16 protein-coding genes and 1 other RNA gene are annotated in these 14879 nt (G+C 56.7%); 8 read left to right on the top strand and 9 right to left on the bottom strand.

The window, feature by feature from the left end; all coding sequences use genetic code 11:
- The 3 genes from groEL to PKC81_RS10065 form a co-directional block, all read left to right on the top strand.
- The coding region (gene groEL, locus PKC81_RS10075) for a chaperonin GroEL (RefSeq protein WP_324335666.1) at positions 1 to 1115 on the top strand (1115 nt) is incomplete at its 5' end.
- A 98-nt stretch (positions 1116 to 1213) separates the two neighbouring features.
- Complete coding sequence (locus PKC81_RS10070) at positions 1214 to 1795, top strand: rhomboid family intramembrane serine protease (protein WP_324335664.1); 582 nt, start codon at positions 1214 to 1216, stop codon at positions 1793 to 1795.
- Entirely contained in the window at positions 1796 to 2344 is a 549-nt protein-coding gene (locus PKC81_RS10065; protein ID WP_324335662.1) for a pseudouridine synthase, read from the top strand. It abuts the gene before it with no gap.
- Positions 2345 to 2347: 3 nt separating this feature from the next.
- Here the strand turns inward: PKC81_RS10065 and phoB are convergent, their stop codons facing one another.
- The 7 genes from phoB to PKC81_RS10030 form a co-directional block, all read right to left on the bottom strand.
- Complete coding sequence (gene phoB, locus PKC81_RS10060; protein WP_324335660.1) at positions 2348 to 3031, bottom strand: phosphate regulon transcriptional regulator PhoB; 684 nt, start codon at positions 3029 to 3031, stop codon at positions 2348 to 2350.
- Positions 3028 to 3732, bottom strand: a complete 705-nt coding sequence (gene phoU, locus PKC81_RS10055; RefSeq protein ID WP_324335659.1) for a phosphate signaling complex protein PhoU — start codon at positions 3730 to 3732, stop codon at positions 3028 to 3030. Before phoU ends, phoB begins: the two co-directional genes overlap by 4 nt.
- A gap of 9 nt (positions 3733 to 3741) precedes the next feature.
- The gene (pstB, locus tag PKC81_RS10050) at positions 3742 to 4512 is read right to left on the bottom strand and encodes a phosphate ABC transporter ATP-binding protein PstB (protein WP_324335657.1); all 771 of its coding nucleotides are present in this window, start codon (positions 4510 to 4512) and stop codon (positions 3742 to 3744) included.
- Positions 4513 to 4516: 4 nt separating this feature from the next.
- A complete protein-coding gene (pstA, locus tag PKC81_RS10045; RefSeq protein WP_324335655.1) occupies positions 4517 to 5398 on the bottom strand; it encodes a phosphate ABC transporter permease PstA in 882 nt (293 codons plus the stop codon).
- Positions 5391 to 6773: a phosphate ABC transporter permease subunit PstC gene (gene pstC, locus PKC81_RS10040; protein WP_324335653.1), complete on the bottom strand. Its 1383-nt coding sequence runs from the start codon at positions 6771 to 6773 to the stop codon at positions 5391 to 5393. Before pstC ends, pstA begins: the two co-directional genes overlap by 8 nt.
- 18 nt (positions 6774 to 6791) lie before the next feature.
- Entirely contained in the window at positions 6792 to 7841 is a 1050-nt protein-coding gene (locus PKC81_RS10035) for a substrate-binding domain-containing protein (RefSeq protein ID WP_324335651.1), read from the bottom strand.
- 65 nt (positions 7842 to 7906) lie between these two features.
- The gene (locus tag PKC81_RS10030) at positions 7907 to 8896 is read right to left on the bottom strand and encodes an ATP-binding protein (RefSeq protein WP_324335648.1); all 990 of its coding nucleotides are present in this window, start codon (positions 8894 to 8896) and stop codon (positions 7907 to 7909) included.
- 194 nt (positions 8897 to 9090) lie between these two features.
- Here PKC81_RS10030 and PKC81_RS10025 point away from each other — a divergent pair, with 194 nt between their 5' ends.
- Both PKC81_RS10025 and PKC81_RS10020 read left to right on the top strand, forming a co-directional pair.
- Positions 9091 to 9735, top strand: coding sequence for a DUF47 family protein (locus PKC81_RS10025; RefSeq protein WP_324335646.1), 645 nt, complete (start codon positions 9091 to 9093; stop codon positions 9733 to 9735).
- Positions 9736 to 9749: 14 nt separating this feature from the next.
- Positions 9750 to 10760 (top strand): inorganic phosphate transporter, encoded by a 1011-nt coding sequence (locus tag PKC81_RS10020; protein WP_324335644.1) that lies wholly within the window; start codon positions 9750 to 9752, stop codon positions 10758 to 10760.
- Between the two features lie 6 nt (positions 10761 to 10766).
- Here PKC81_RS10020 and PKC81_RS10015 read toward each other — a convergent pair whose 3' ends face one another.
- Entirely contained in the window at positions 10767 to 11108 is a 342-nt protein-coding gene (locus PKC81_RS10015) for a PilZ domain-containing protein (protein ID WP_298604775.1), read from the bottom strand.
- 176 nt (positions 11109 to 11284) lie between these two features.
- On the opposite strand from PKC81_RS10015, the gene ffs reads away from it, so the two are divergent.
- Positions 11285 to 11379: signal recognition particle sRNA small type (gene ffs / locus PKC81_RS10010), an RNA gene on the top strand.
- Between the two features lie 22 nt (positions 11380 to 11401).
- Here ffs and PKC81_RS10005 read toward each other — a convergent pair.
- Complete coding sequence (locus PKC81_RS10005; protein ID WP_324335641.1) at positions 11402 to 12838, bottom strand: carotenoid oxygenase family protein; 1437 nt, start codon at positions 12836 to 12838, stop codon at positions 11402 to 11404.
- Positions 12839 to 12890: 52 nt separating this feature from the next.
- Here PKC81_RS10005 and PKC81_RS10000 point away from each other — a divergent pair, with 52 nt between their 5' ends.
- Positions 12891 to 13502: a TetR/AcrR family transcriptional regulator gene (locus PKC81_RS10000; RefSeq protein ID WP_324335639.1), complete on the top strand. Its 612-nt coding sequence runs from the start codon at positions 12891 to 12893 to the stop codon at positions 13500 to 13502.
- Positions 13503 to 13610: 108 nt separating this feature from the next.
- On the top strand, positions 13611 to 14876 hold the full coding sequence (gene ribB / locus PKC81_RS09995) for a 3,4-dihydroxy-2-butanone-4-phosphate synthase (RefSeq protein WP_324335637.1): 1266 nt from the start codon (positions 13611 to 13613) through the stop codon (positions 14874 to 14876).
- Positions 14877 to 14879 lie beyond the last annotated feature (3 nt).

Raw genomic sequence — 14879 nt, 5'->3', positions numbered from 1 at the left:
AAGAAGCCAAGGGCCTCGAATTCGAACTCGACGTCGTCGAAGGCATGCAGTTCGATCGCGGCTACCTCTCGCCCTACTTCATCACCAACACTGAAAAGATGTCGGTCGAGCTGGATAACCCCTATATCCTGATCCACGAAAAGAAGCTGTCGAACCTGCAAGCGATGCTGCCGGTTCTGGAAGCTGTGGTGCAGGCTGGCCGTCCGTTGCTCATCATCGCGGAAGACGTTGAAGGCGAAGCGCTTGCTACCCTCGTGGTCAACAAGCTGCGCGGTGGCCTGAAGATTGCTGCCGTCAAGGCGCCGGGCTTCGGTGATCGTCGTAAGGCGATGCTCGAAGACATCGCGATCCTGACCAAGGGCGAAATGATTAGCGAAGACCTCGGCATCAAGCTTGAGTCGGTTACGCTCGGCATGCTCGGCCAGGCCAAGCGCGTCACCATCGACAAGGACAACACCACCATTGTCGACGGTGCCGGTGAAGCCGATGCCATCAAGGCTCGCGTCGAAGCGATCCGTGCGCAGATCGAAACCACCACCAGCGATTATGACCGTGAAAAGCTGCAAGAGCGTCTGGCAAAGCTTGCCGGCGGTGTTGCCGTGATCAAGGTTGGCGGTGCGACCGAAGTTGAAGTGAAGGAACGCAAGGACCGCGTTGACGACGCTCTGCACGCAACCCGCGCTGCTGTCGAAGAAGGCATCGTCCCCGGCGGCGGTACCGCTCTGCTCTACGCAACCAAGGCTCTCGAAGGCCTCAAAGGTGCGAATGACGACCAGACCCGCGGTATCGACATCATCCGCAAGGCGATCATGGCACCTGTCCGCCAAATCGCTGAAAATGCCGGTCATGACGGTGCGGTTGTCTCGGGCAACCTGCTGCGCGAAGGCAAGGAAGAGCAGGGTTTCAACGCTGCTACCGACACCTATGAAAACCTGAAGGCTTCGGGCGTTATCGACCCGACCAAGGTTGTGCGCACTGCGCTGCAGGACGCTGCCTCGGTTGCCAGCTTGCTGATCACCACCGAAGCGACCATTGCGGACGCTCCGGAAGACAAAGCTCCGGCCATGGGCGGCATGCCCGGTGGCATGGGCGGAATGGGCGGCATGGACTTCTAAGTCCGCTGTTCAGCTCACGCTGACGAACAAAGGGCCGGTGGGGAAACTCACCGGCCTTTTTGTTGGATTTTGCAACTTCAGACCCTACATCACGTTTGATGATGCAGCGCATAACCGTTCTGACCGCCATATGCGCGACAATGATCGCGGTACATATCGTCAATCTTGTGCTGGGCGGGGCACTACTGTCTTTCGGGATTGATCCGCGCAATCTGGCAACCGCCTACACCATTTTCACCGCGCCGTGGCTGCATGCCGATTTCGGCCACCTTTTTAGCAACCTCGCTTCCTTTGTGGTGCTCGCCGCAATCTGTCTGCTCAACGGCATCCGTTATTTTGTAAAAGCCAGCCTGCTGATAATCGCGATCACCGGCGCGCTCGTTTGGTCGCTGGCGCGCGACAATATCCATGTCGGCGCGAGCGGCTGGATATTCGGGTTGTGGGCCCTGGTCATCACGCTTGCCTTTGTCGATCGCAGTTGGCGGAATATCGCCATCGGTATCGCTGTGGCCTTTTTCTACGGCGGCATGGTGCTGGGCGTGTTGCCAACCGACAGTTACATTTCGTTTGAATCGCACCTGTTCGGGGCAATTGCGGGGGTTGGTGCAGCAGTCATTCTTTCGCGGAAGCAAAGGCGTATCGCGTCCCCCGAAACCGCCACGCTGAAATTTTGGTCCTGAATGTCTCGCCTGATCCTGTTCAACAAACCCTATGGCGTCCTGTCGCAATTCACTGATCGGGGCAGCGAAGGTGCGCGAGCGACGCTTTCGGAGCATATCAATATCCCGGGAGTCTATCCGGCAGGCAGGCTCGATCGCGATAGCGAAGGCCTGTTACTGCTTACCGACGACGGGCGATTGCAGGCGCGGATAGCCGAACCCAAACACAAAATGCCCAAAAGCTATTTGGTTCAGGTCGAAGGCGATATTGGCGCGGATGCGCTGGGTCAGCTGCGAAACGGCGTTCGACTGAAGGACGGCATAACCATGCCTGCCGATGCAGCACGTATCGACGATCCAGAACTATGGCCGCGCGATCCGCCGGTGCGGTTTCGCAAATCGGTACCCGATTGCTGGATCAAGCTGACCATAAGCGAGGGCCGCAACCGGCAGGTGCGGCGGATGACAGCGGCGGTCGGCTTTCCCACGCTTCGACTGGTAAGGTGGTCGATTGGTGACTGGACAGTAGAGGGGCTGGCACCGGGCGAATGGCGACAGATTGAGGTTTAGACTTCAGCCGTCGAGCGCATAACCGACCGAACGGATCGTGCGGATCGGATCTTCCTTGCCCGTAACCTCTATTGCGCTGCGCAGGCGACGAATGTGGACATCAACGGTGCGCAGTTCAATGTCGCTGTCATGTCCCCAGACGGCATCGAGCAACTGGCTCCGCGATTGGGCGCGGCCTGGCCGTTCCATGAAATGGCGCAGTAAGCGAAATTCGGTAGGACCGAGCGCGATTTGCGTGCCATCGCGCCTTACGCGTACGGCAACAGGGTCGAGTTCCAGATCGCCAACAACCAGCGTGCTTCCGGTTACGGCGGGGCGGGTTCGGCGCAACACGGCCTCTACCCGGGCGCGCAATTCGCGGGGCGAAAAGGGCTTCGTGACATAATCGTCGGCACCGGTTTCGAGCCCGCGAATGCGGTCTTCTTCTTCCCCTCGTGCAGTCAGCATTATGACGGGGATTGCAGCGGTTTCCTTGCCTTTGCGCAAGCGACGACAAACTTCTATGCCGGGCAATTGCTCGATCATCCAGTCGAGAATGATGATGTCGGGGGTGAATTCCTGGGCGATAAGCAGGGCTTCCTCGCCGTCGGCGGTTTGCTCAACTGAAAAACCAGCGCTCTCGAAAGTATAAGACAGAAGTTCCGCGAGTGCGGGCTCATCCTCTACGATGAGGATTTTGGGAGTCATTGGGAGGCCTCATCATTTACAATGCCGCTGCGATCAGTGAAATAACGACCGGTTGCTGCATAATAGACCATTTCCGCAACATTGGTGGCATGATCCCCGATGCGTTCCAGGTTGCGAGCGATGAAGAGCAGATGCGCTGCAGTGCTGATGGTCGCTGGATTTTCCATCATGTGCGAGACGAGGTTGCGAAACAGGCTGTTGTAGAAATTGTCCAGCTTCTCGTCGCGGGCAATGACTTCGACGGCTAATTGTGCGTCGCGCGCAGCATAGGCATTCAACACATCGCGAACCATACTTTGTGCGATTTCCGCCATTGCGGGGATAAGGGTCAAGGGTTCTATTTTCCCTTTGCTCCCCATATCGCCCATGTCGCTGACGCGCTTTGCGATGTTCTTCGCATAATCTCCGATGCGCTCTACGACGCCCGAAATCTTGAGCGCGGCGATCACGTCACGCAAGTCATCGGCCATTGGAGCGCGAAGGGCTATGATGCGAATGGCCAACTGGTCTACTTCAGCTTCAAGGGCATCGAGCTTTGCGTCGGAAGCCACCACAAGCTTGGCTTTGGCTTCATCACGATTGACCAGAGCGTCGATGGCATCGGCGATCGCCACCTCTGCCAACCCGCCCATTTCCGCAATCAGGCCGCGCAGCTTGCTGATATCCTCGTCGAAAGCTTTGACGGTATGGTTTTCTGCCATGTCGAGTCCTTATCCGTAACGACCGGTTATATAGTCTTTGGTACGCTCTTCACGCGGATTGGTGAAGATCGTTGAGGTCTCGCCATATTCGACCATTGATCCCAAATGAAAAAATGCGGTGCGTTGTGAAACACGTGCAGCTTGTTGCATCGAATGGGTTACGATTACGATCGCATAGCGACCTTTAAGATCGTCGATCAACTCTTCGATACGTGCGGTCGCGATCGGGTCGAGCGCAGAACAGGGCTCGTCCATCAAAATGACTTCGGGGCTGACGGCGATGGCGCGCGCAATGCAGAGGCGTTGCTGCTGACCGCCGGACAATGCCGTACCTGCATCGGATAGACGATCTTTTACTTCGTCCCACAGGCCTGCGCGGCGCAGTGATTTTTCGACAATCGCGTCCATATCCGCCTTGTTTGCGGCAAGGCCGTGGATGCGCGGTCCATAAGCGACATTTTCGTAGATCGATTTTGGGAACGGGTTGGGTTTCTGGAACACCATGCCGACGCGCGCGCGCAACTGTACGACGTCCATCCCGCTAGAGTAAATATCCTCACCGTCGAGCTTGATCTCGCCGTCGATACGGCACCCGGCAATCGTGTCATTCATGCGGTTCAAAGTTCGCAGGAAGGTCGATTTGCCGCAGCCCGACGGGCCAATGAACGCTGTGACATGCTCTGTCGCGATGTCGATCGAGACATTGTTGATCGCCTGTTTCTCGCCGTAAAAGACGTTCACATCGCGGGCGGAGATTTTGAGATTGGAGTTTTCTGACATGGTCCTACCAGCGAGTCTCGAATTTGTTACGAAGATAAATGGCGACGCCGTTCATTGCGATGAGCACGAACAATAGCACAATAATTGCGGCAGACGTGTTCTGCACAAAACCTTGGTCGATTTCATCCGACCAGAGAAAGATCTGCATTGGCAGCACCGAAGAGGGGTCGGTGATGCTGCCCGGAGGTGTCGAAACAAATGCACGCATACCAATCATCAGCAGCGGCGCGGTTTCGCCAAGCGCACGGGCCATGCCAATAATCGTTCCAGTGAGAATACCGGGTAGCGCGAGCGGAAGGACATGGTGGAAGACGGTTTGCACCTTGCTGGCGCCAACGGCGAGAGCGGCATCGCGGATTGACGGGGGCACCGCTTGAATCGCATTGCGCCCCGAGATTACGATAACCGGCATCGTCATTAATGCGAGCGTCATCCCGCCGACAAGGGGCGAGGAGCGTGGCAGGTGCATAAACTGGATAAATACGGCGAGACCCAGCAGACCGAAGATAATCGATGGAACAGCGGCGAGATTGTTGATTGACACCTCAACCCAGTCGACCCAGCGTGAGCGCGGGGCAAATTCTTCGAGGTAGATGGCGGCCAATACGCCCATCGGAAATGCCAGTGCCAGGGTGACCAGCATCGTCCAGAGCGAGCCTTTTACCGCACTCCACACGCCCGCAGTAGCGGGGTTGGTCGAGTCAGAACCGGATAGGAATGCCCAGTCGAGCCCTGCGATGCCATTTTTCAGCATCGTGAACAGCAGCACGGCAAGGAACAGCATCGACAGGACGATTGCCGCAAAACCAAGCGCCTTGAACCGGCGCTCGGCAGCATAACGCTTATTTAGGCGCGCCGTTGCTTCGGGAGATTGCCAGTTACTCATAAGCCTCCCGGAAGCGTTTGACGACGCGCAACGCGACGATGTTGAGAATCAGAGTGACAATGAACAGCACCAGACCCAGCGCAAAAGCCGACAATGTTGTCGGATGGTCGAAACTGCCTTCACCAGTCAGCAGCGCTGCAATCTGGTAGGTAACAGTCGTCATGCGCTCGAACGGATTTGCCGACAGGTTCGCAGAGGCGCCTGCCGCCATATAGACGATCATTGTTTCCCCGATGGCGCGGCTGATGGCCAGCATGATGCCTGCGACGATGCCGGGCAGAGCGGCGGGGATCAGGACCTTTTTGATTGTTTCCGAAGTCGTCGCGCCCATGGCGAGCGAGCCATCGCGCATAGCCTGCGGAACCGCAGCAATGCTGTCGTCGGCCATGGAGGAGACAAAGGGGATGATCATCACGCCCATAACCAGACCCGCGGCCAAAGCGCTTTCTGTAGAAGCGTTGGTAATGCCAACGGCTAAGGCAAGATCTCGGATGAACGGGGCTGCGGTCAACGCCGCAAAATAGCCGTACACCACGGTCGGAATCCCGGCGAGGATTTCAAGCATGGGTTTCAGAATGCTGCGCGCCCGCGGGCTGGCATATTGGGTTAGGTAAATCGCGCTCATCAACCCAAATGGGATCGCAACGAGCATCGCAATAACCGCGCCGATAAAGAAGGTACCCCAGAACAGCGGTACTGCGCCCAAATCATCGCCCATGGCCGACGTTGCCGAGGCCATGGTATCAGGTGTCCAGTTGGTTCCAAACAGGAAATCGATCGGGTTGACCATCGAGAAGAAACGCGCGGATTCAAAGATCAGCGAGGCGATGATGCCGACTGTTGTGATAACGGCGACGAAGGAGGCGAGCAACAAAGCACCCAGCACAATCCGTTCGATCTTCGTGCGTGCGGGGAATCCGGCTTTGACCCGTGTATATCCGAAAGCCATACCAGCAAATGCCGCCAGAATAGACAATGCGGCACCGATCCAGCCGAACTTGGACTGCGCTGCAGCTATTGCTGGGGCCAATTGCTGGGCAATCGGGTTAGTGGCAAAAACGTCAGGGTTTTGGGCCAACGCAAAAGCTTCGTTCAAAACGGTGTTGCGTTCAAACTCGAAGGCCGGAAGTTGCGCCGCTGCAGGGTCCGCAAGGATGGCACCATGAACGAGTCCCGGTGAAATCAGCGACCATAGCCATGCGATAAACAGGGCGGGAACAATCGCCCAGATTGCCGCATACATCCCATAGTGGCCGGGCAATGCCAGTTTCAGCTTGCCGGAAACCGGCGCAAAATGCGCCGAACGTGCACGTGCAATGGCCCAGGCGATAACGCCCAGGCCAAATACACAAATCAAAACAAAGGATATTGGCATTGCCCCCAGCTTTCCGGCTTATTTCAAGCCGCTGGCATCCATCAGTGTCATTTTCGAGACAATGTCAGCATTTTTTGTGCGGACATCTTCGGGAGCGACGACCATACCCTTGGCTTTCAGATAGCCGTCGGTGCCCCATGCCTTGGCAAATTCGTTGAGGAACGGCGTAACCGATTTGATCGCCTTCACATGCGCCGCCTTGACATAAAGGTAGAGCGGGCGTGCGCCGGGATAGGAAAAATCAGAAACACTGGCATAAGTCGGCATGACGCCCGACATCGGGATGCCCTTGATCTTGGTCATATTCTCTTCGAGGAATGAGAATCCGAAAATGCCGATAGCTTTCGGGTTGGCGGCAATTTTCTGCACGATCAGATTGTCGTTTTCGCCCTGCTCGACATAGGCGCCATCGGTGCGCACCTTGGTGCACAGATCCTTGTGCTTGTCCTTGTCGCTGTCCTTCAGTGCCTTCATGGCCGGATCTGTTTCACAGCCCTCGGTCAGGATCAATTCGGCGAGCGCATCTCGGGTGCCCGAAGTCGACGGTGGGCCGTAAACGACAATGGGAATGGCCGGAAGCGCAGGGTTGACGTCGCTCCAGTTTTTAGCAGCCTGCGGCTTTCCAAACGGATTGGCGGCGAGCGCCTTATAGACGTCTTCCGGCGTCAGTTTCATTTCGGGGCCTGCAGTGGCTTCGGCAAAGGCGATTCCGTCAAGACCGACCTGGACTTCGATGATGTCCTTCACGCCATTTTTGACGCAGTCTTCATATTCTGATTTCTTCATGCGACGCGAGGCCATTTCGATATCGGGGTGTTGGGCACCCACACCGCCGCAGAACAGCTTCATGCCAGCGCCCGTACCGGTCGATTCGATCACGGGCGACTTCATGTCGGGATTGGCTTTCGCGGTCGCTTCCGACACTGCAGTTGCGAAAGGATATACCGTCGACGAACCGACAACGCGCAGGAAGTCGCGATTTTCGCCGCTTCCACCGCCACTGCCGCCGCATGCTGAAACTGTTAGTGCAGTGGCCGATGCCAGTGCGAGAAGACCCCATTTACGCATAGTACAAACCCTTCAGTTTTATGACTGACCCGCCAAATGCGACAATCATGTTACGGTTTTGAGACTCAATCCGATTTATCCTGCGGAAGCATGATTGTTGCGGTTGTGCCTTCGCCCTGGCGGCTGCTGATGTCGAAGCGGCCACGGTGCCGTTCGACGATATGCTTGACGATCGCGAGACCCAATCCGGTGCCGCCTGCCGCCCGGCTGCGCCCGGTATCGGCGCGGTAAAATCGCTCGGTCAGGCGTGGCAGATGTTCCGGCGCAATTCCCTCTCCATGGTCGGTTATTGCCAGCGTCAACCAACCGCGTTCGCTGGCTTCCAGTTGAACTTTGGTGCCTTTGTCAGAACCGCCATATTTTTCCGCATTATCGACGAGGTTGCGGACGACCTGCGCGAGCTGGGCATGGTCGCCGGTCACATAGGCGTGATCGGCATTGGTAATAAAATTGACCTCGACCTCACGGGGGCGTTCGCCGATGACTTCGCGACACAGGCTGACCATTTCGATCTGGTCTGATGGCGCTTCATGCCGGATCGCTTCGATGCGCGAGAGTGACATCAGGTCGGACACAAGCGACTGCATTCGTGTTGCTTCGCGCTTGATGATATCCAGGAACCGCTGCCGAGTGGAGGCGTCTTCGCAGGCCTTCGGGTCGGATAGCGTTTCGACATAGCCCAATATGGCGGTCAACGGCGTGCGCAATTCATGACTCGCATTTGCGACGAAATCGGCATGCGCACGGGCTACGCTGACCTGCACGGAATGATCCTGCAGCGAAATCAGCCGGTTATTATCCGCCAGCGGGCTGCACACCATTTCCCAAACGCTGCCGCGCACCGAAAGGCCTGAAATCTTGGCGCGCCCGCCATCAGGGGATTTTATCAGTTTCAGCGCTTCCGGATCACGCAGAGCTATGCGGATGTCCTGACCCTCTATGTGGCCACCAAGCAGCGATTTGGCGGCTGCATTGGCGAAATTGACCCTGTCGCCGTGGACCAGCAGGATCGGAATCTCGATCAGCGACAGCAACTGTTTTGCATATTCGGCCATGTTTTCATTCTAGCAAAAAGGAAGTGTTCCTCAATCAGGAACCGGGAAGGTAAGGAATCTGGGAATTTCGAGCAAAAATTCTCATGCAGATATATTCAGTTCAACGTTACAGTTTAACGACGAAAATATTACAATTAAACGACATCGCAAGAGGGCGATTCGCGCCCCGGAAGGTTCAGCGTTCAGGGGGAAATATGTTCGCTTGGTTTCAAAAGCTGTTGCCGCGCACCGGTAATTTTTTCGAGCAGTTCGAAGCACATGGCAAAACCATCGTCGCCAGCTCGCAGGCGCTTGCCAAACTTGTGCGCGGAGGGCCTGACATTGCCGTTCACATCAAGACCATCGAGGATGAAGAGCATAAGGCGGACGATATTATCCGCGATGTATTGCAGGATGTCCGTCGCATATTCCTGACACCATTTGATCGCGGATCTATTACGGCGCTAATTGGCGTGATGGACGATGCGATCGACCAGATGCAGCAGACTGCCGGGGCTGTTGAGCTGTATGATGTTACCAGCTTTACGCCCGAAATGGTGGGTATGGCAGACATCATAGTCGAGGCATCAACCATCATCGATCAGGCGCTTCCGCTGTTGCGCGACGTTACCGCAAATGCAAAGCCGCTCCATGAAATGACTGCGCGCTTGGTCAAGCTGGAAGGCGATGCTGACAAACTGAATTTTGACGGGTTGCGCAAGGCTTTTGTGGAACATGGCAAGACCGATCCGACGCAGTTCGTCGTCGTCAACGAAATCTACCGCCATCTCGAAAAGGTCTGTGACAAGTTCGAAGATGTTGCAAACCAGATTGACGGCCTCGTCATCGACCACGCCTGAGCCGGGAGGCCAAAATGGAAATCGCCTTTCCGCTACTCGTTGGTCTGGTCATCCTCGCGCTATTGTTCGACTTTCTGAACGGCCTGCACGATGCCGCCAATTCGATTGCAACCATCGTATCAACCAAGCTGCTGAAACCGTTTCATGCAGTGATGTTCGCGGCGTTTTTCAATTTTGCGGCCTATTTCCTTACACTCTACTTCCCATGGCTGCACAAGGTCGCGGATACGATCGGGAAAGGATTGATCGACAAGGATCTGGTGACTCCCGCCGTTGTCTTTGGCGCGCTGTGCGGGGCAATGTTCTGGAACATACTCACCTGGATCAAAGGCATTCCGTCGTCATCGTCACACGCTTTAGTGGGCGGGTTGATTGGTTCCGGTGTCGCCGCAAACGGTATCGGTGCAGTGCAGTGGGCGGGCCTCAATAAAACAATCATCTTCATATTCCTGTCCCCGACATTGGGGATGATCTTGGCGATGCTGGTGATGCTGGTCAGTTCGTGGGTGCTTCGAAACGCGACGGCCAGCAAGTCAGAGGGCGGAATGAAGGTAATGCACATCATGTCCTCCGCCGCCTATTCGCTGAGTCATGGTTTGAACGACGCGCAGAAGACGATGGGAATAATCGCGGTATTGCTCTACTCGACCGGTTATATGCAGGGTGAGTTCCATGTTCCGCATTGGGTGGCGATCAGCTGCTATGTTGCCATCGGCTTGGGTACAGCCTGCGGTGGATGGAAAATCATTGAGACCATGGGGACCAAGATTACCAAATTGTCACAGCATCAAGGATTCAGCGCATCGCTTGGCGGATCAATCATGTTGTTCAGTGCGTCGGCGCTGGGAATTCCTGTGTCGACGACGCATACCATCACGGGCGCGGTGATTGGCGCTGGAACTGCGCGGCGCGCATCTGCGGTGCGATGGGGCGTTGCCAGCAACTTGCTTACGGCATGGGTTTTGACCGTCCCGGCGTCTGCAGCAGTCGGAGCAGGCTTCTACCTGCTCACGCGATTGTTCTGACCTGGTTCAAGCCAACACGAAACGGCGGATAATCGAATCCATCACGGCCTGATTCATCAGGTTGGCAAAGGCGCAGCCGACCGCACGGCCGTTGTTCCAGATCAGCTGCGATTCTATCGGCGACAAACCGGGGAGGGCGAGCCAGCACCGTGAACCCGGATGCATGCCGGTCAGAGCCTCGCACTGGAAACCTGCTATCGAAAGGTCAGTGACCACGACCGCAAAGCCGGTGTTCCCTGACTGGCGTAACATCGCGGGTATCCGCAGCTTGATACGCGGGGCACAGCGGTCTTCCAGTGCAGCACTATCATAGCGCAGGGAAGTTGAGTCTATCGTATCAGTTGTCATGGCCGAAAATCCTGCCTTTGGTGGCTTTTTCTTATCGACGCAGGGTTAATGCGCAGCGACCAATGATGGTTAAAAATCTGCAAAGCATTCAACATATTGAAAAACATGGTCTTTATTAGTGATTGGCGGTCTTCATGTCGGCCTTGAAAACCATGGATTCTGCTGCCATATGCGCAGCGGGAGTCGGATGGGCGCTGTCGTCGCCAACCCGGTCAGATCCTGACGGAAGCAGCCGTAACGATTTTTCGGCGGGTCATCCGGCTCCTATTTCAGCTATCCGAATTGCTGCATCATCAAGCTGCAGCCACCCAATTGCCATGGAAACCGGGCGGTATGCGGTGCGGGATGTGCACCAATGCCACGGGCTCGCCTTCAAAATCCTGCGCATTGAGGATCACAAGGTCGGTTGTTTCCTTGGCGATGTTAACGACATAACCCATCAACCAGCCATCGTCCTCCGCCGCTCCGCCTTTTCGGGGGATGAAAACAAATTCGCCCGGGATATGGCCTGCGCCGAAAACGTGGACTTGTTTCCCCCCGGTTACCAGATCATGCTTGAATAGAGTCGACTGGTTTGGAGAGGCTGCGTCGAAACCATCTGGCAAAGCCATCGCATAGGCATAGCGATAAGATTTGCCGATCCGGTCTTCGTTGGGCCGGGGAAATTCCTGTGACTCTTCGTCGATAACCTGACGCGCGACCTTTTGTGCGGCAGGATCGATGGTCCAGCGTTCAAAGGGCACGCGGGTTGAATCTGGTCCCGTAGCGTCCGGCCGGAACATCTGGTCATGCGCGCATACATCGAGGATGACCTTGCCGTCCTCGGTTTCATAGCCGTTGCACGGGTGGAAAACATAGCAGGGCTCGACATCGCACCAGATCGTGTCCTCTCCCTTGCCGTTGCGCGGCAACAGGCCGACCCGCGCTTTATGATCGGGGTTCCAGCGATAGGGGAAGGGGTGGCCTGAAATCAGGGCTTTCATTGAGAAAGTGCAGGGCAGGTCCAGGATGATCACATAATTTTTCGTTATCATACAATCATGTATCATCGGGCCGTGCGCGACGTTGACCGGTTCCTCGCGGATGACCTTGCCACCAGCATTAACGACAACATGCCAGATCGTGTCCTGCACATCGCCCTTATAGCAAATGGCGTGCATCTCGCCGCTGTCGGGGTCGAGATGCGGATGGGCGGAAAATGCATAATGCAAGGTACCGCCAAAGGGATCATGTGCGATCGTATTGAGTTCTTTATCGATGCGCACCGGGAAACCGCCAGCCTCGACGATTGCCCAGGTCTGGCCGGCATGGCCAAGGACGTTGGTGTTGACGGTGTCGAAACGTTCGGCGCGCGGCCCGGGTGCGGGTGCTTCTCCCAGTGCAGCGCTGACCGCATTCGAGCGGATCCAGCGGTTGCGATACCACAGCGCCTTGCCACCTTGCAGCCTTACGCCATGCACCATGCCGTCACCCATAAACCAATGATAGGCGGCGGGATTGGGGTTGATGGGGTTGGGGCCAATGCGGATGTATCGGCCGTCGAGTTCGGCCGGAATAGTGCCGGTGACACGCAAATCATCGAGCGACAGTTCGGCGTCCATCGGTGCGTGAATGCCGGATAGATAAGGATGCGCTGCAGGCGCCTTGCGGTGCTCGCGATTAAATTCGGCGACCTTCATCACACCCTTGGTGACGGCTCCGCGAATGAGGGTTTCGACTGCGCTGGCCATATCTGCTCTCCTCTGGCTTGCCATTCGACTCGGCAATGTTTACAGCGATAACATGAGTGTTAATGATAACAGTGTCAACATCAAAAATGACAAGCGCGGCTACCATCATGGCGATCTGCGCTCTGCGCTGGTGCAGGCGGGACTCGAGCTGCTGAAAACGCGTAGCGCCGAAGAGGTCAGCTTGCGCGAAATTGCGCGGCTGGTGGGGGTCAGCGCGACCGCTGTCTACCGCCATTTTCCGGATAAAGCCGCGCTGCTAGGTGCGCTATGTGATGAGGGCGGGCGCGAACTCGGACGGTTGCAGCTGGAGGCGATGCAAAAATCAGGTGGCGGGCGCGCTGGCTTTGACGCGGTGGGCCGGGCCTATGTGCGTTTCGCGCTCGATAACCCGACGCTGTTCCGGATGATGATGACGACACGGCAGGCGGTTGATTTTCTCGACATGCCTGAGGGGCGCGACAATAGCGCGCTGCAATTGTTGCGCGACAATATCGCCAGCCTCACCCCGGCAGGGGCTTCGCCAGAGCAAAGGCGGATCGCCGCCTTGCGTGCCTGGTCGATCGTCCATGGCTTGGCGATGCTGATGCTCGACAATCAGGTGCCAACCGACGACGCACTAATAGACGCTGTGATCGACAGCATGTCTGCCGGCATCGCTACCTGACAGTTGAACGGCACAATGTGATGATTGTGCTTTGACATTCACATCATAGTGTGAAATCAGACTCGGACTTGCTCCATTTCAGGCGCATGATTCTCACGGGAATGTGAAATGTCGACCCAATTGATCGAAAGACTCCGCCACCTTGTCACCGAAGGAGGGCTGTCGCGCTCGGGCCTCGCCCGCGCCGCTGGCCTCCACGCCAATACGCTGCGCGATCTCGATGCGCCGGATTGGAACCCGACGGCAGAAACGCTGCGGAAGCTGGAAAGCTACCTCTTTTCGAACGATGACACGCCCGCATTGGTGCCCATCGAGGAGATCATTGAGGAAGCGCGCAATGGCCGCATGTATATCTTGGTCGATGATGAGGATCGCGAAAATGAAGGCGACCTGATCATCCCCGCGCAAATGGCAACGCCTGACGCGATCAATTTCATGGCGACGCATGGACGCGGCCTGATCTGTCTGGCGATGACGAAGGCACGCTGTAACCAGCTCGGTCTCACGCCGATGGCGAGCGAGAATCGCGAAAGCATGGAAACCGCCTTTACAGTCTCTATTGAAGCGAAGGAAGGCGTCACAACCGGGATCAGCGCCGCTGACCGTGCCCGCACCATTTCGGTCGCTGTCGATGCATCCAAGGGGCCAGAGGATATCGTCTCGCCCGGTCACGTCTTTCCGCTGACGGCGCGCGATGGCGGTGTGCTTGTGCGCGCTGGCCATACCGAAGCGGCTGTCGACATCAGCCGCCTTGCCGGTCTCAACCCCTCGGGCGTGATCTGCGAGATCATGAAGGACGATGGCACGATGGCGCGGATGGATGATCTCGTCGCCTTCGCCCGGATACACAAGCTGAAAATGGGCACGATCCGCGATCTTATCGAATATCGCATGCGCAACGACCATCTGGTCGAAAAGGCGAGCGAAAGCGCTTTCCAGTCCGACTATGGTGGCGATTGGCGCGCGATGACCTATCGCAACAAGATCGACGGCAGCACCAATGTCGTGCTGCAAAAGGGCAAGGTGCTGCCCGATGAACCGACGCTGGTGCGCATGCACGCCATTTCGATCTTTGATGATGTTCTTGGACGTTCGGGCCCGCGCAAGCGGACGCTGCAACGCTGCATGGCCGAAATCGGCAGGGAGGGGCGTGGATTGATCGTGGTCCTCATGCCCAGCGGCCCGCAGAGCCTGCAACACGAAGTTGGTGGCACCACTGATGGCAGTGAACTGCGCGTTTACGGCATCGGTGCGCAAATCCTTGCCGATTTGGGCGTGCACGATATGACGCTGCTCACCAATTCGCACCGAACCGTTGTCGGCCTTGAAGGCTATGGCATCCACGTCGTCGGCGAACGTCCCATTCCGGAGTAAGAA

The organism is Sphingorhabdus sp., from assembly GCF_035329025.1.
In the GTDB taxonomy this organism is placed as follows: Bacteria; Pseudomonadota; Alphaproteobacteria; order Sphingomonadales; family Sphingomonadaceae; genus Sphingorhabdus_B.
This window is presented reverse-complemented; position numbering and strand designations above follow the sequence as displayed.

Coding starts and splice junctions, on each gene's coding strand:
- PKC81_RS10070 (WP_324335664.1), top strand. CDS start 1,214: ATGATGCAGCGCATAACCGTTCTGACCGCCATATGCGCGACAATGATC.
- PKC81_RS10065 (WP_324335662.1), top strand. CDS start 1,796: ATGTCTCGCCTGATCCTGTTCAACAAACCCTATGGCGTCCTGTCGCAA.
- phoB (WP_324335660.1), bottom strand. CDS start 3,031: ATGACTCCCAAAATCCTCATCGTAGAGGATGAGCCCGCACTCGCGGAA.
- phoU (WP_324335659.1), bottom strand. CDS start 3,732: ATGGCAGAAAACCATACCGTCAAAGCTTTCGACGAGGATATCAGCAAG.
- pstB (WP_324335657.1), bottom strand. CDS start 4,512: ATGTCAGAAAACTCCAATCTCAAAATCTCCGCCCGCGATGTGAACGTC.
- pstA (WP_324335655.1), bottom strand. CDS start 5,398: ATGAGTAACTGGCAATCTCCCGAAGCAACGGCGCGCCTAAATAAGCGT.
- pstC (WP_324335653.1), bottom strand. CDS start 6,773: ATGCCAATATCCTTTGTTTTGATTTGTGTATTTGGCCTGGGCGTTATC.
- PKC81_RS10035 (WP_324335651.1), bottom strand. CDS start 7,841: ATGCGTAAATGGGGTCTTCTCGCACTGGCATCGGCCACTGCACTAACA.
- PKC81_RS10030 (WP_324335648.1), bottom strand. CDS start 8,896: ATGGCCGAATATGCAAAACAGTTGCTGTCGCTGATCGAGATTCCGATC.
- PKC81_RS10025 (WP_324335646.1), top strand. CDS start 9,091: ATGTTCGCTTGGTTTCAAAAGCTGTTGCCGCGCACCGGTAATTTTTTC.
- PKC81_RS10020 (WP_324335644.1), top strand. CDS start 9,750: ATGGAAATCGCCTTTCCGCTACTCGTTGGTCTGGTCATCCTCGCGCTA.
- PKC81_RS10015 (WP_298604775.1), bottom strand. CDS start 11,108: ATGACAACTGATACGATAGACTCAACTTCCCTGCGCTATGATAGTGCT.
- PKC81_RS10005 (WP_324335641.1), bottom strand. CDS start 12,838: ATGGCCAGCGCAGTCGAAACCCTCATTCGCGGAGCCGTCACCAAGGGT.
- PKC81_RS10000 (WP_324335639.1), top strand. CDS start 12,891: ATGAGTGTTAATGATAACAGTGTCAACATCAAAAATGACAAGCGCGGC.
- ribB (WP_324335637.1), top strand. CDS start 13,611: ATGTCGACCCAATTGATCGAAAGACTCCGCCACCTTGTCACCGAAGGA.